General features: G+C 75.8%; 13 protein-coding genes. 4 read left to right on the plus strand and 9 right to left on the minus strand.

Annotated features, from left to right (window positions below; translation table 11 throughout):
• Positions 1-162 precede the first annotated feature (162 nt).
• On the minus strand, positions 163-849 hold the full coding sequence (locus tag ACGFN2_RS31945; protein ID WP_362611733.1) for a TetR/AcrR family transcriptional regulator: 687 nt from the start codon (positions 847-849) through the stop codon (positions 163-165).
• Positions 850-1,082: 233 nt separating this feature from the next.
• On the minus strand, positions 1,083-1,721 hold the full coding sequence (locus ACGFN2_RS31950) for a TetR/AcrR family transcriptional regulator (RefSeq protein ID WP_393366189.1): 639 nt from the start codon (positions 1,719-1,721) through the stop codon (positions 1,083-1,085).
• A gap of 105 nt (positions 1,722-1,826) precedes the next feature.
• Here ACGFN2_RS31950 and ACGFN2_RS31955 point away from each other — a divergent pair, with 105 nt between their 5' ends.
• Positions 1,827-2,249, plus strand: a complete 423-nt coding sequence (locus ACGFN2_RS31955; protein WP_393366191.1) for a DUF4345 domain-containing protein — start codon at positions 1,827-1,829, stop codon at positions 2,247-2,249.
• Positions 2,250-2,274: 25 nt separating this feature from the next.
• Here the strand turns inward: ACGFN2_RS31955 and ACGFN2_RS31960 are convergent, their stop codons facing one another.
• From ACGFN2_RS31960 to ACGFN2_RS31970, 3 genes are all read right to left on the minus strand, one after another.
• A complete protein-coding gene (locus tag ACGFN2_RS31960) occupies positions 2,275-4,260 on the minus strand; it encodes a hypothetical protein (RefSeq protein WP_393366193.1) in 1,986 nt (661 codons plus the stop codon).
• Between the two features lie 87 nt (positions 4,261-4,347).
• The gene (locus ACGFN2_RS31965; RefSeq protein WP_362611724.1) at positions 4,348-4,578 is read right to left on the minus strand and encodes a DUF397 domain-containing protein; all 231 of its coding nucleotides are present in this window, start codon (positions 4,576-4,578) and stop codon (positions 4,348-4,350) included.
• 50 nt (positions 4,579-4,628) lie between these two features.
• Positions 4,629-7,799, minus strand: coding sequence for an alpha-N-acetylglucosaminidase TIM-barrel domain-containing protein (locus ACGFN2_RS31970; protein ID WP_393366195.1), 3,171 nt, complete (start codon positions 7,797-7,799; stop codon positions 4,629-4,631).
• A gap of 440 nt (positions 7,800-8,239) precedes the next feature.
• On the opposite strand from ACGFN2_RS31970, the gene ACGFN2_RS31975 reads away from it, so the two are divergent.
• From ACGFN2_RS31975 to ACGFN2_RS31985, 3 genes are read left to right on the plus strand one after another with little or no spacing between them, the layout of a single operon-like run.
• Positions 8,240-9,031: a GNAT family N-acyltransferase gene (locus tag ACGFN2_RS31975; protein ID WP_362611720.1), complete on the plus strand. Its 792-nt coding sequence runs from the start codon at positions 8,240-8,242 to the stop codon at positions 9,029-9,031.
• Complete coding sequence (locus ACGFN2_RS31980) at positions 9,028-9,894, plus strand: lysophospholipid acyltransferase family protein (protein ID WP_393366197.1); 867 nt, start codon at positions 9,028-9,030, stop codon at positions 9,892-9,894. Before ACGFN2_RS31975 ends, ACGFN2_RS31980 begins: the two co-directional genes overlap by 4 nt.
• Positions 9,887-10,597 carry a DedA family protein gene (locus tag ACGFN2_RS31985; protein WP_393366199.1) on the plus strand — a complete coding sequence of 237 codons (711 nt, stop codon included), beginning with the start codon at positions 9,887-9,889 and terminating at the stop codon, positions 10,595-10,597. Before ACGFN2_RS31980 ends, ACGFN2_RS31985 begins: the two co-directional genes overlap by 8 nt.
• Before the next feature lie 7 nt (positions 10,598-10,604).
• Here the strand turns inward: ACGFN2_RS31985 and ACGFN2_RS31990 are convergent, their stop codons facing one another.
• The 4 genes from ACGFN2_RS31990 to glnII form a co-directional block, all read right to left on the minus strand.
• Positions 10,605-11,234 (minus strand): winged helix-turn-helix domain-containing protein, encoded by a 630-nt coding sequence (locus ACGFN2_RS31990; RefSeq protein WP_393366201.1) that lies wholly within the window; start codon positions 11,232-11,234, stop codon positions 10,605-10,607.
• A 474-nt stretch (positions 11,235-11,708) separates the two neighbouring features.
• A complete protein-coding gene (locus ACGFN2_RS31995) occupies positions 11,709-12,398 on the minus strand; it encodes a rhomboid-like protein (RefSeq protein WP_393366203.1) in 690 nt (229 codons plus the stop codon).
• Position 12,399: 1 nt separating this feature from the next.
• Positions 12,400-13,317, minus strand: a complete 918-nt coding sequence (locus tag ACGFN2_RS32000; RefSeq protein ID WP_393366205.1) for a DUF6891 domain-containing protein — start codon at positions 13,315-13,317, stop codon at positions 12,400-12,402.
• Positions 13,318-13,464: 147 nt separating this feature from the next.
• Entirely contained in the window at positions 13,465-14,484 is a 1,020-nt protein-coding gene (glnII, locus tag ACGFN2_RS32005) for a glutamine synthetase (protein ID WP_393366207.1), read from the minus strand.
• Between the last annotated feature and the right edge of the window lie 90 nt (positions 14,485-14,574).

Consider the following 14,574-nt stretch of genomic DNA (forward strand, 5'->3'; position numbering starts at 1 on the left):
GGTTTCCGGACGTAAAGCGAAGCAGTCCGGAAACCCTGCCCCGGAGGCCCGTCACCGCACCCGACACCCACCCGCCCGCCGCAGGCGCAACGGCGAGAAACCACCACGGCGGGAAAGACAACAACGTGGGCCGAAAGCAAAGCGCAGCCGAAACGTGGGAGGCTAAACGATCCGCCCCAGGCGAACGACGAGATCCGCGAACATCCCGTCCGCCGGCTCATCCGCGAGAATGCGGCGGACCACGTCCGCCATCCGCGCGTCGTACGCCGCACTCACCGCCGCCAGCGCAGCGAAATCGTGGACCAGCTGGCGTTCCAGTTCGGCGCGTGGCACGTGGTGGCCGTCCAGCCAGAGGAGGGCGGTGGTCTCGGCGAGGGAGACCCAGGAGCGGATGACCAACTGCAGGCGGGGGGCGGGGTCGGGGATGCCGAGGTGGGCCAGGATCTGTTCGTAGGCGGCCTGGCGGACGCCGTCGATCATCGCGCCGGTGTGGGCGGAGCCGATCGCGGGGCCGCCGCGCATCAGTGCCGAGAAGCCGGGGCCGTGCTCGGCCACGAAGTCGAAGAAGCGCTCCATGACGCGCAACAGCCGGGCGCCGAGCGGGCCTTCGTGGGGTTCGACGAAGCGGGCCGTGAGTTCCTCGGCGGCCCGTCGCAGCGCGGCCTCGTACAGCTGCTGCTTGCCCGGGAAGTAGTGGTAGACCAGCGGCCGGGAGATACCGGCCGCCTCGGCGACCTCGTCGATCGACACGTCCTCCGGGGAACGCCGGCCGAAGAGGTCGAGTGCGACAGAGATCAGCTGCTCACGCCGCTCCTCGACGCCCATCCTGCGGCGCGTCCCGGTGGTCATGCGGCCACCCTAACGACCTGGGGCGCGGCGCGGAATCGGCGCTTTCATCACAGATCGAGCACAAGTCGTCCACCGCGTGCGCGGGAGACACAGACGGATCGGGCAGTGCCTGGTCGCGGATCGCCCGCAGCGCACTGGTGTCGGCGGGGACGGTGACCGTGCGGCCGGTGCGGTGCGGTCCATCTCCAAGGGGCCGCCCAAGGGAATGCCGGTACCCCTTGGGCGGGGAAGGCTCAGGGCGCGGTCCAGGGGGCCGCGGGGTGCGCCTCGCCGCCGGCCGTCAGGGCGTGGTCGAGGTCCATCACCGGGCGCAGCGTTCCCAGCAGCGCGCCCACGCACATCTCCCGCAATTCGGTGCGGCTGAAGGCCTGGTGGGTCAGCCACTCCACGCACAGTGCGCGCACGAACACCAGCCAGCTCATCAGCGCCGCCGGCACCATGTCCCCGGGGCCGTCGCCGAGCCCGGTGGAGTCCAGCAGCCGCCGTCGCAGCTCCGTCAGTTCGCCGGTGATGACGGTCTGGATCACCGGGTCGCCGGCCAGCACCCGGTTCGCCGCGAGCACGGTGTGCCGGTTCGCGGCGAAGTAGTCGATGTGCGCGTCGAGTCCGGCGCGCAGCTGCTCGGGTACGGGGCGGGCCGGATCGAGTTCCGTACGGGTCAGCAGCCGGTCGGCGGCCTGCTGGTAGACGGCGGCGAACAGGTCGCGCTTGTTCGGGAAGTGGCGGTACAGGAGGGCGCGGGAGACGCCGGCCCGTTCGGCGACCTCCTCCATGAACACCTCGTCGTACGGCTTCGCCGCGAAGAGCCGGGCTCCGGTGTCGAGCAGCTGGCTGCGGCGCTCGGTGGGGGCGAGTCTGCGGCGTGGGGGCATGGCTCCGAGGTTACTTGACACCTGTCTACTATCGCCCGTACGTTCGCCCTGAGTAGACAGGTGTCTACCAGCGGCATCTGTCAACGGGGAAAGGGTGGCCGGGGCATGGCCGGACTTCTCAAGTGGCTTGCGCTGGCGATGGGGACCGCCTGCGCGGTGATCGGCGTCCTCCACTTCGCGCTCGGCATCGACTCGGTGCCGGGGGAGGCCGCGGCGGGTGCCACCGTCGACAGCCGGGAGCGGTTCTACGGGGCGGTCTTCCTCGGCTACGGCCTCGCCTGGATCTGGGCGGCGCGGCAGAGGCCCATTCCGGCGCGGGCGGTGCGGTGGCTGGCCGGGATCTTCCTGCTCGGCGGCCTCGGCCGGCTGCTGTCGATGGCCGTGCACGGCTCACCCCAGTGGTTCCAGACCGCCCTGACGGTCGTCGAACTCGCCCTGCCGCCGCTGTACTTCTGGCTGGCCGCCGCCGACGAGCGGGCCGTGGCGGCCCGGCCCTCACCGCGCCGCGCCGAACGCGTCCTCCCCTGAGCGGCCCGTCCTAGGACCTGTCGTCCTAGCCGAGCGCCTCGATCCGGCGGCCGTTCGCCAGCCGTCCGGCCAGCTCCGCGCGGTCGCCCGCCTTCGCCGGGACCGCCAGCAGCCGCCCGGTCACCTGACCGGAGACCCCGCCGGACGCCGTGACCGAGGCGACCTGGCCGCTGCCCGCCGCCAGCAGCCACCACCGCTTGTCGGCGGCCTTCCACAGCACCCCCGCCAGCGCCCGCGGCGCCCGCGGTCCGCAGGCCGTGCCGCCCTCGGCGCGGGCCGCGACCGTGCCCGGCTCGTTCGGCCGGCCGCTCGGGGCGGGCGTCTGGATCTGCGCCATCGTCCGGCTGCCCGGCCCCCGCCAGGTCTCGGCGCGGGTGCACAGCCAGGCCGCGCTGCCCGCGCCCCCGGGCAGCGGCTGGCGGGCGAACTCCCAGGCGTTGACCGTACGGACCCCCTGGCCGCGCACCGCGGCCAGCTGGCAGGCCGTACGCGCCCACGCCGTCCGGGCCTTCGGGGAGGTCACCTCGCCCGGCTTGCGCGGGGCGCCGTACGTCAGCCGGGCCGGGACCAGCTCCCCGAGATCGGTCAGCAGCGGGCGGCCCATCCGCAGCGCGGGCCAGGTCGTGCAGGTCGCGGAGGACCGCGCCGTGGGCACCGGGTCGGTCACCCCGCCCGCCCCGACCGCCACCGGCTGGGCCACCGCCTCCGGCTTGACCAGATCGGCCAGCCGCGCCGACTTCACCCACGGAGCGGTCAGATAGCGGATATTGCCCTGCGTACGGCTCACCACCACCGCGGCCGCGGAGCCCGCCTCCGCGCCGTCGGTGCGCGCGAAGTCCAGCGCCGCGCCCGTGCCGTCGCTCCGGCCCTCGCCGTCCGCGGCCTCCGCGTAGCGCACCACCCGCAGCCCGTCGTGCAGAAGCACCACCACGGCGTGGTCCACCACGCCCGCGAACAGCAGCTGGGCCGGGCCGGACGCCGGGCCGGCCGGGGTGCCGGGGGTCGCCGAGACCTGCACCCCGGCCCCGGGCCTGGCCCATACGGCCAGCGCCCGCCGCAGCAGCGCCCGGTCGTGGATGCGGTCGCCGCGCGCGGGCCAGGCCGTGAAGTCCTGGCGCGCGGCCTTCTTCCAGGCGGCCGCGGGGGTCACCGTCAGCTTGCCCGGGTCGAGCGCCGCCTCGGCGGCGGCGTTCTGCGCGTACGGCGGGGCGGCGGCCCCGTCCGGGCCCCAGCCCTCGCCCGGCAGCCCCAGCAGCGCCCCGCACACCAGCACGGCCGCGCCCGCCGCCAGCACCGCCCGGCCGTGCTGCCGCCGCCGGATCAGGTCGGTGGGCCTGGCCTGCAGCGCACAGGGGTCGAACTCCGTCGACTCCAGGAGCGACCGGTCCCGGCTGCCGGCCGGGGTCGCGGCCCGCTCCGCCTCGTCCAGCGCCTCCCGGGGGTGTTCCACCCCGGCGGCCTCCAGCACCCGGCGGGTCTCCGGTGCGCTCAGCCGCTCCAGATCGCGCAGGACGAAGGCCGCCCGGCCCGGCCCGGAGAGCTCGGACAGCGCCTGGTCCAGGGCCAGTTCATCGGCGCTGCCGGAGCGCGGGTACAGCCGCAGGCCCCATACCTGGGGGAGCAGCGGCGGCAGTGGGAGCCAGCGGCGGGTCCGCCCGCCGGCCAGGGCGGCCCGCAGCACCCGCAGCCGGACGAAGGCGTAGCCGGGGTCGATCGCCGCGTCCGCGCCGGTGCGCGGGGCGGGCAGGCCGGCTCCGCGGGTGGAACTACGCTGCCGCGGCAGGGTCCGCTGCACCACCCCGTGGGCGGCCAGCACCCGGCGGCCCCGGCCGCGGCCCCGGCCCGGCGGCAGCACCAGATACGCCAGCCGGACCAGCCGGGGGTAGTGCTCCACCAGCGCCGCCTCGGCCTGCTCGACGTCGATGACGTCGCCGAACTCCTCCAGGCCGCCGGGGGAGCCGTGGCCGGGACGCCGGGGTGTCGCCTGCTGCTGACTCTGCTGCTGCTTCACGTTCGGTGAAACGAGTGAATCCTGTGATGGTCACCGGCCCTCCAGGCGGCCCGAGGGGCGCCGGGAGGGCCGGTGACGGGGGCGGTCTCAGCCCTGGAGGTCGAACTCGCCGTCCCTGGCGCCGAGGACGAAGGCCCGCCACTCCGCCTCGGTGTAGCGCAGGACCACATCGGGGTCCGTGGAGTTGCGCATGGCCACCGCGCCCCGCTCCAGGAAGGCGATCTCCACCGCCTCCTCGGACTCGCCGGGCGCGCGCTGCCAGGTGGCGTCGGAGATGTCGAGGGCGTAGAGCCACTCCTTCTCAGCTGCGGCACTCATACCGTGATCCCCTCGCTCGTGGTCCGTTCCCGGGTCAGCGTACGCGGCGCTCAGGCGAGCTTCCAGCGGCGGAAAGCGGCCGTCCCGCCGTCCCCGGTCGCCGAGTTGGCGGCCGACTGGTGCAGCCCGGTGTCCTGCCGGGCGGCCGCTCCGGGCACGGTGACGGTGGCGATGTCGCGCCAGGCCGTACCGCCGTCGGTGGAGCAGGCGCCGGTGTAGGTACCGGAGTTGCCGCTGTCCCTGCCGCGGGTCAGCCGCAGCAGTACCGGGGCGGTGATGCCGGTGAGCCGCCGGTAGGTGTCCAGGGTGCCGTCGCCGTTGGCGTCGTAGGACAGCACCACGCCGTTGGCCGGTGTCACCGACAGGTTGAGGAAGCCGAGGGTGTCCGGGGAGCCGGGGGCGGCGGTGGTGAGGCGGTTGCGGACGATGAGGCCGGCGCGGGCCCAGGGCCCGGTCGGGTCCTGGGCGGTCACCTCGACGGTGACCGCGCCGCCGGCGGCCAGGGCCTCCGGGCGGTAGACCGCGCCGAACTCGGCGGTGGCCTTCCACAGGTCAGCACCCCCGCCGTGAATCGCGAACCGGTCGTCCAACTGGCCGAAAACCGCCGCATTGGTGGTGACCGTCCGCAGCTCCCGGTCCAGCGGGCCCGCGACGAAGAGGGTGCCGTGCCGGGCCGTACGGACCCGCGGCGCGCCCTGCGGGCCGTAGTCGACGGTGAGGTCGTAGGGGAGCGGGCGCAGCGGGGTCTCCAGGGGGCCGGGCGGGGCGGTGACCCGCCACCGGGCGCGGCCGGTGCCGCCGGGCGGGACCGACGGCAGCGACACCGGGCCCGACGCGGTCGCCCCGACACCGGACAGCGCGAAGTCCACCCGGCCGGTCGCGCGCAGCCCGTTGACGTTGCGCAGCGCCGCGGTGACCGTGGCCCGGCCGCCCGGCGGCAGCGCGGGCGGGTCGGCGGTGACCGTGAGCGTGCCCTGGTAGGGAGCTGTGGCGAGGGTGTCGTGGACCCGCCGTGCGGTGCGGTGGGCGTCGGTCGTGGGGCGCAGCGGATGGCTGGTGCGGGCGCGGGTCCAGGGCTCTTCGGTGGCGTACCAGTCGAAGGTCTTCGGCGGCCGGTCCGCGGCCAGGGCGTCCGCGAGGTCGTCCAGGTAGGCCTGCCACTGCGGGAGATGGACCTCGCCGATCAGGCCGTGCCAGTCGCGGTTGGCGTAGTTGGCGAGCGAGCCGCCGTCCGCGGTGGCCCGGTCCGCCCAGGTGGTGATCAGGGCCCGTGCGCTGTGCTCCAGCCGCGCCTCCTCCTCGGCGCCGGTCGCCATGGCGCGGGCGTCCGCCAGCCAGGGCCCCAGCAGGAACTGCCGGTGGGCGCCGGTGACCTCCTCGCTGAGCCGCATCAGCCGCAGCCAGAGGCCGGACAGCGCCCGGAAGGTGTCCCTGTCCTTGCGCCGGTAGGCGTCCTGGAGCTGCCCTATCAGCTGCCAGGACCGGTTGGCCAGCGCCTGCCGGGCGGCGTCCGTCAGGTCGTGGCGGTAGGCGTCGCTGTCGCGCAGCGCGGGGCGGACCGCGAGCAGCGCGGCGAACGCGGTGTCGAAGGCCGCCGGGTCGAAGGCGGGCGTGTGGGTGGCGTAGACGGTGCCGGAGCGGGCGGCGAGGTTCGGGCGGGCGGCGAAGACCGAGTCGTGCGGGCGGCCGTCCCTGCTGGAGATCTCGTACGTGCTGGTGCGCAGCGCGGCGAACGCGGCGCGGGCGTGGTCGTCGCGGGCGCCGTAGCGCAGGTCGGCGTAGCCGTCGAACCACGCGGCGCGGTCCACCGGGCGCTCCCGCCAGGCGAGTTCGCCGAACAGCTCGAAGGCGGCCGGGTCGCGCTCGGCGGCCTCCGGCATGTACGCGGTCCCGACGAGCCGGCTGCCCGGCTTGTCGCGCCAGGCCGTGAAGCGCTCGGCCCAGATGTGGGTCTTGGCGCCGAGGGTGGTGCGGCCGCCGAAGTTGGGGATCGAGCCGAAGGCGTACGGCACCCCGCCCCAGTCCCGTTCCCGGTCGGTGACCGTGTCCAGGTCGCTGAGGCCGTCCACGATCAGCATCCGGTCATGGTCGACGGCGTCCAGCAGCTCGCGCCGCGGGTTGTCCTGCCAGCCCAGGATCACCCAGGTCGCGCCGGGGCGGGCGGTGCGCAGCGCCTTCTCGACGGCGCGGGCGGCATCCGGCACCGGCACGTCCCCGGGGTCGCCGCCCTCGTGCAGCAGATCCATCTTGAAGTGGTCGGCGGGACCGAGGAGTTGTTCCTGGTGGCGGTAGAAGGCGGCGGCGACGGCGGTGAAGGCCTCGGTGCGCGGATCGAGCCAGTCGGGGCGTCTGAGGCCCGACCAGGTGCCCTGGGGGACGGTTCTGGCCCCGGGGTTGCGGGCGGCGAAACCGTCGGGGACGGTGCCGAAGTAGCCGGGGAGCACCGGGTGCATGCCCAGTTCGCGCAGCCGGCCGGTGATCCGGCGGCCCAGCTCGGCGCGCTTGGCGATCAGCGCGGCGCTGGTGGGGCCGCCGTAGCCGCTCATGTTCTGGAGCAGCCACCACGGCTGGTGCGAGGGTGCCGGGAGCCAGCCGCGGGCCTCGGTGTCGGAGTAGCCGAAGCCGGTCAGCAGCCGGTGGTAGACGGCCTCGGTGCCCGGGGTGACCAGCACCTCGTTCACCCCGCGCAGCGCCAGCGCGTCGATCAGCCGCTCCCAGCGCGGCCAGTCCGCGTACGGGGCGGTGTAGCCGTCGTGGGTGTCGTTGAGCGCGAACCGGTGCGGCAGCGCGGTCTCCCGTTCGACGGGGGAGGCCGGGGCGGGCAGCCGGGCGGGCAGCGCCACCTGGTCGCCGGCCCAGGACAGATGGACCCGGCAGGTGTACTTCAGATACCAGTTGACGCCGGTCAGCAGCACCGCGGGGGTGGTCCCGGAGACCGTGACGCGGCCCGTACGGCCCTCGATCCGGAAGCGGTCCCGGGCGCCGTCCCGGGCGAGCGGCTCCAGCGTGAACTGGTCGGCGTGCCGGGGCAGGAGCCGGGCCAGCGCGGCCCGTGCCGGTGCGGTGGCGTCCTCGGGTGCCCGCTCCCGGTCCCGGGCGGGCGGCGTCCCGGCGGAGGGGGCCGGAGCGGCGGAGGCGGCGGGGGCGGCCCCGCCGAACGCCGCTCCGGCGCCGAGAGCTCCGGCGGTTCCCAGCAGTGTGCGTCGTGACGGTCGGTTCACGTGTGCCCCCTGGCTCGGTGCTCACAACGGTCCCGTGCGGGGGGCACGCTAACGGTCGGCCCGCCGCGCTCCAAGTAGGCCGGACCCGCCGGGACCCGCCGGGTGCCCGGGGCCGGCGGGTGAGCACGCAGGCGGGAAGGGGCGCTCGTCCCGGCCGGCGCCGTCCCCGCGGTCCGGGCCGGTGCCAACCCCGCCCCGGACCACGGCGACCAGTGTTCCGCGGGCCCTCATCCGTTCGCTCCCTGGGCTTCACGCGCCCGGCCGCCGGGCCCGGGAACAGTCTGCCGCGTAGAGAAGGGCCAGGTCATGGGGTGCGTCCCCGGCCGGGGCAGACCCGGCAGCACCCCGGGGCGGCACACCGCCCCGTGCCCCACCGGCCCCCGCCGTCTCCACCGCCCCGCCGACTCACCCAGCCTCCCCACTCCCCAAGGAGGGCTCTCATGAGCATGGCAACGACCGCGTCCGCCGCCGTCCCCCACCCCGCGACCACCCCCGCACCGGCCCCCGCCCCCGCCGCCCCCGGCTACACCGCGGAGATCGCCGACACCCGGGCGCAGATCCGCGCCGCACAGCGCCTGCGCCACCAGGTCTTCGCCGAGGAGATGGGCGCGACCCTGCACACCCCGCTGGCCGGCCACGACATCGACGCCGTGGACGACCTCGCCGACCACCTCATCGTCACCCACACCGCCACCGGCGACGTGGTCGGCACCTACCGGCTGCTGCCGCCCGGCCGCAGCCCCCGGCTGTACTCCGACGGCGAGTTCGACCTCGGCGCGCTGGCGGAGCTGCGTTCCTCGCTCATCGAGGCAGGCCGCTCCTGTGTGCACCCCGGCCACCGCAACGGCGCCGTCATGACCCAGATGTGGGCCGCCCTCGCCCGCTACACCCTGCTCTCCGGGCACCGCTACCTGGCGGGCTGCGCCTCCGTCCCGCTCGCCGACGACGGCACCGCCGCCGTCCACGCCCGCGAACTGGGCCGGACCCGCTATGCCGCGCCCCCCGGGCTGCGGGTCACCCCGCACCACCCCTGGCACACCACGCTCCCCGCCCCCGAGCGTCCGAGCCTCGCCCAGCTGCCGCCGCTGCTCCGCGGCTATCTGCGCATCGGCGCCGTCATCTGCGGCGAGCCCGCTTACGACCCCGAGTTCGAGGTGGCCGACTTCTTCGTCGTCCTGGACATGGAACGGCTCGGCGACCGCTACCGGCGCTACTTCCTGGGGGAGCGGTGAACGGCCCCTTCGACGTCCACTCCGACTGCACCCCGGACTGCGCCGCCCACGCCCTGCCGCGGGTCCCGGCGGCCCGGATCGCCCGGCGCGGCGCCGCGTTCGCCCGCACCGTGCGGCGGGCGCTGACCGACGGTGCGCGGATGGCCGAGCCGGGACGGCTGCGGACCCACGCCCGCGCGCTGCTCGACGCGCTGGACCTCCGTGTCGAGGGCCCGGCCTCGCTCACCGCCGGGGACGGCCCCGGCACCCTCGTCGTCGTCAACCACGTCTCCTGGCTCGACATCCTCGCCCTGCTCGCCGTCGAACCGGTCACCCTGCTCGCCAAGCGCGAGGTCGGCGGCTGGCCGGTCGTCGGCGGCCTGGCCCGCCGGGCCGGCACGCACTTCATCGACCGGACCCACCCCCGCCGGCTGCCGCACACCGTGCGGGAGGTGTCCGAACTGCTCGCCGCCGGACGGTCGGTGGCGGTCTTCCCGCAGGCCACCACCTGGTGCACGGCCGGGGCGGGCACCTTCCGCCGGGCCACCTTCCAGGCCGCGGTCGACGCGGGCGCGCCGGTCCGCCCGGTGACCCTCGGCTACCGCCAGCAGGGCCGCCCCAGCACCGTCGCCGCGTTCTGCGGCGAGGACACCTTCGCGGCCTCGCTGCGCCGGGTGCTCGCCGCCCGCGACCTGACCGTACGCGTCACCGCGCATCCCCTGCTGACGCCGCTCGACGCGGGCCTGGACCGGCGGGAGCTGGCGGCCAGGGCGGCGCGGGCGGCGCTGGGCGGCCGCCCGGTGACGGCGACGGCCGGCGGCGTGCCGCGCCCGGCCGCTCCGGTGCCGCACGTCCCGCCCCGGGGTACCCCGGCCCATGTTTGAGCAGCTGGACCAGCTCACCGCGCCCCTCCAGGGCATGCTGGGATCGCCCTGGCTGTGGCTGGTCGTCCTGCTGGTGTCCGCCCTCGACGCACTGCTGCCGTTCATGCCGAGCGAGACCACGGTGGTCCTGGTCGCCGTGCTCATCGGCCCCGACCCGCCGCTGCTCGCACTGCTGGCGGGCGTCGCGGCGGCCGGGGCGCTGGCGGGCGACTGTCTCGGCTACGCGGTGGGGCGGTACGCGGGCCCGCGCGCGAGCGCCCGGCTGCTGCGCGGTGAACGCGGCCGGGCCCGGCACCTCAGGGCCCGCGCCAGGGTCGAACGGCACGCCGCCCTGCTGATCATCGCCGGGCGCTTCCTGCCCGGTGGCCGGGTGGTCGCCGCGCTGTCCACCGGGAGCCTGCGCTTTCCGCTGCGCCGCTTCGTGCTGCTGGACGCGGTGGGCGCGGGGGTCTGGGCGGTGTGCAGCGCGGCGCTCGGCGGCCTGGGCGGTGCGGCGCTCACCGACTCCCCGGCCGAGGGGGTGCTGCTGCTCTCCGGCGTCGGGCTGGTGGCGGCGGTGTGCGTGGGAGGACTGCACCGGTGGGGCGGCCCGGCGGACCGGGACGCTCCGCGGGGCGGGCCCCCTGCGGGTGCGGCACCCGGCCGGGCGGGGGAGCGGCTCCCCGCCCGGCCGGGCCTGCGGCAGCGGCAGGAGGGCGTCTGACCCGGCCTCAGAGGCTCGGTACGTACTTGTAGCCGACCCGCCGCACCGTCACGATCGACGACCGGTGCGCCGCGCCCAACTTGCGGCGCAGCCGGGCGACATGGACGTCGACGGTGCGGCCGTCGCCGATGTGCCCGTAGCCCCACACCGTGGTCACCAGCTGGTCGCGGGTGTGCACCCGGTGCGGATGGGTGACCAGATGGGCCAGCAGCTCGAATTCGAGGTAGGTCAGGTCCAGCGGACGGCCCTGGACGTGCGCGGTGCGCTGTTCGGGGTCGATCGCCACGATCGCGTCACCGGCCGGCGCGGGCGCCCCGGGCCCGGCGGCCGGCTCCGGAGCGGTGGGGGTGGCCTGCTCGGCCGGTACCAGCACGAGGTAGCCGACCATCGGCGGCTGTCCCGGCAGCGCGGGCAGGCTGTGCTGGGGTGCCGGGAGCCAGGTCGCGCCGGAGTGCAGCAGCTCGGCGGCCGTGGCGACGCTCTGATACGGAGCGCCTCCGGCCGGGACGGCGGGTGACGCGAGGGCCGCCTCCTCCGGTGTCACGGCGCGCAGCCGGTGGCGGTGGGGGTGCGCGGCGGAGGCGGCGGGAAGGGGAGCGGTCGCGGAACCGGCGGTCAGGGTACGGACGTTCGTCATGAGGAGTCAGCTCTTTCGCGCAGAGGGGCGTCGGGGACGTCATGCGCGCGGGCAGGGCGAGAAGGCGCCGTCAGCGGCGTCGGTGAGGCGTGTGCGGGCCCGCGCTCAGTGCGCGCGGCAACACAGGCGGTCGAAGGCGTGCGCCTGCCGGGACGGCCAGAAGGGCTCCAGGTCGCTGCGACCTGTCGCGGTGTCGGTGAGGCTGGCCATGGCCCTATTGAACCAGACGGTCGGTGATCTGTCCCCGGTGCGGAGCGCCACACGACGGGAATCCGCCGCGCCGGGCCCGCCCCGGCGCCGTGACCGGCGGCCGGACGGGCCCGACTCGGGCTGCCCGCAAGGGAGTTGACGACAGCGCGGCGGGGGATGGGGGAGGAGGGCGGCGGCCGGAATCCGCTGCGCGGTGCTCTGCCGTGCTCTGTCCGGCTCGCGCCCGCTCCGCCCCGGCCCGTCCCGCCGCGGCCACGTCCGGCCTCAGCTCGTCCCGCCCTTGCCCGTCCTGCCGCCCATCCCCGCTCCCATCGCCACCCCGAGCACCAGGGCCACCAGATGCCCGGCGTCGGTGAACGTCCGTCCGCGGCGCAGCACCGGGGCGGTCGCCAGCGCCAGCAGACCGGCCGTCGCCGCCGCCCGGACGCCGCGGTGCGGGACGGTCGCGGCCAGGGCGCCCACCGTGGCGTTGAAGCCGTAGCTGGCCCCGACGTCGACGGCCTGTGCGGTCGCGTCCCCGGGGCTGCTCTCCGGGGACCCGTCGGCGGTGCGCCCATGCCCCCGCGCCCGCAGGCCCGCGTAGACCAGCAGGCTGGCGCCGACGTGACCGGCCGCGAACACCCCCGCCGCGCGCCGGACGCCCCAGCGCGCCTCGGCCGTACCGAGCGCGGCGAGCAGCGCCGCGCCGTACGGCACCGGCAGCGGATGTTCGACGAACGCCGCGCTGGTGACCAGCGTCCGCCACCGGCCGGCCCGGAGGTTGGCGACGTTGGTGGAGTGCGCGCGCAGCAGTTCCGTGCGCCGTGGGCCGGGCAGCCGGGCGGTGGCGTACGCACCGAGCTGTACGGCGCCGACGTACAGTGGCGCGGCCCAGGGCACGGCGGTGCGCCGGGCGGCCCGTGCGGCACCCCGCCGAAGGGCGCCGGGCAGTGGCCGCGGGACGGCGAGCGGCATCTCAGGCCCCCATCGGCAGGCGCCTGCGCCAGTCCAGCGGCGCGACCTCGATGACCCGGTCCGGGTCGCCGTCCCAGGTCACCGGCAGACCCTGCGCGGAGAGCGCCGCGACCACCGCCCGCCCGACCCCGGCACGGTCCGCCCCGGAGGCCTCGCCGTCCGCCGCGTAGGCGCCGTACCGCAGCGACAGGCCGTGGCCCTCCGCGGCCGCCTCGGTGTCCTGGTGGTGGAAGAAGGCGAAGCCCCGGTCCCCGTCGGCGCGTTCGGCCGCTATCTCGCCCAGGGCGCAGCGGCTGCAGCAGCTGAAGTACATCCGTGCGGTCAGGCCCTGGGAGTCCAGCGCGGCGAAGGCGCGCGCGACCCGGTCGGCGTCCGTCACCTCCGGCCACTGCTCCTGCTCGGCGAGCCGCTCCTCCCACAGGCCCGCGACGATCCGCCGTGCCTCGTCGGGCGAGAGGGGGGTGTCGGCCGGGTCGAAGGCGTCACAGACGTCCTGCACGACCTGCGGGAAGGTCCGGAAGCCGGTGCGGAGGGCCTGCCGGGCCCGCTCCTCGGCGGCGGCCCGGGTCTCCGGGGCCGGACCGGGGGTGGCGGACAGGTCCGTGTGCCGCCAGTCGAGTGCCGTACGCCAGGTCTCCCCGCCGCGCGCCCAGTCCAGGAAGACCTGAACGACCTGCTCGGGGTCCTCGCTCCGTGCGCGGAAGTGCCGCTCCGGCCCGCCGTCGCGGTACTCCACGGAGAACGGCCCGTCGCCGTCCCGCCAGGTCTGGAGGTAGACCTGCGCCTGCTCGGGGTGGCGCTCGGCGACCACGAAATGGTCGTCGTCGGCACCGATCCGGCGCAGCAGCCCGGCGAGTTCGCCGGCGTCCGGGCGGGAACGGGCCGGGCCGGTCTCGGTCTTGACGGTGATCGCAAGCATGCCTTCAGCGTGCCGGCCGCCACTGACAAACGGCCCGGAGCCGCCGCGTCCGCCTCCGGCCGCCGCGCGCGGGGCCCGCGCCGTCCCGGCATGCGGAGGGGCCGGGCCCAGCCGGCCCGGCCCCGCTCACCCGCCCGTCCGCGGGTGTCAGATCTGCTCGCGCCGCGCCAGCTCGGTGCAGCAGGTGTCCACCATCAGCCGGGTGACCACGTACGGGTCGACGTTGGCGTTCGGCCGCCGGTCCTCGATGTAGCCCTTCTTCTCGACCTCGACCTGCCAGGGGATGCGCACCGAGGCGCCGCGGTCCGAGGCGCCGTAGGAGTAGGCGTCCCACGGGGCGGTCTCGTGCGCGCCGGTCAGCCGGTCCTCGATGCCGGTGCCGTACTGGCGGACGTGCTCCAGCGGCTTGCCGTCCTGGCCGAGCGCCTCGCAGGCGGTGATGATCGGGTCGTAGCCCTCACGCATCGCACGGGTGGAGAAGTTGGTGTGCGCGCCCGCGCCGTTCCAGTCGCCCTTGGCCGGCTTGGCGTCCAGCGAGGCGGTGACGCCGTAGTCCTCGGCGACCCGGTGCAGCAGCCAGCGGGCCACCCACATGTGGTCCGAGACCTCCAGCGGCGCCAGCGCGCCGACCTGGAACTCCCACTGGCCGGGCATGACCTCGGCGTTGATGCCGGACAGGCCCAGGCCGGCGGCCAGGCAGAGGTCCAGGTGCTTCTCGACGATCTCCCGGCCGAAGATCGCGCCGGCGCCCACACCGCAGTAGTAGTCGCCCTGCGGCGCCGGGTAGCCGCCGCCCTCGGGGAAGCCGAGCGGGCGGTCGCCCTTGAGGAAGGTGTACTCCTGCTCGATGCCGAACAGCGGCTCCTGGCCGGCGAACTCCTCCGCGACCGGGCGCAGCAGCGCACGGGTGTTGGACGGGTGCGGCGTCAGGTCGGTGTGCAGCACCTCGCACAGCACCAGCAGGTGGTCGCCGCCGCGGATCGGGTCGGGGCAGCTGAACACCGGCTCCAGTACGAGGTCCGAGGCGTGCCCCTCGGCCTGGTTGGTGCTGGACCCGTCGAAGCCCCACCGGGGCAGCTTGCTGCCGTCGGCCAGGATTTTGGTCTTCGAGCGGAGCGTGGCGGTCGGCTGGGTGCCGTCGATCCAGATGTACTCGGCCTTGATCACGGGGTCCTCTTCACGGTCGGTGCGGGTACGGTGCGGGCGTACCGGAGCACCTTCGCAACGCGCCATTTCTCGTCCGTTGCCCGTTTGTGA

Source organism: Streptomyces sp. NPDC048612, from assembly GCF_043199295.1.
In the GTDB taxonomy this organism is placed as follows: domain Bacteria; phylum Actinomycetota; class Actinomycetes; order Streptomycetales; family Streptomycetaceae; genus Streptomyces.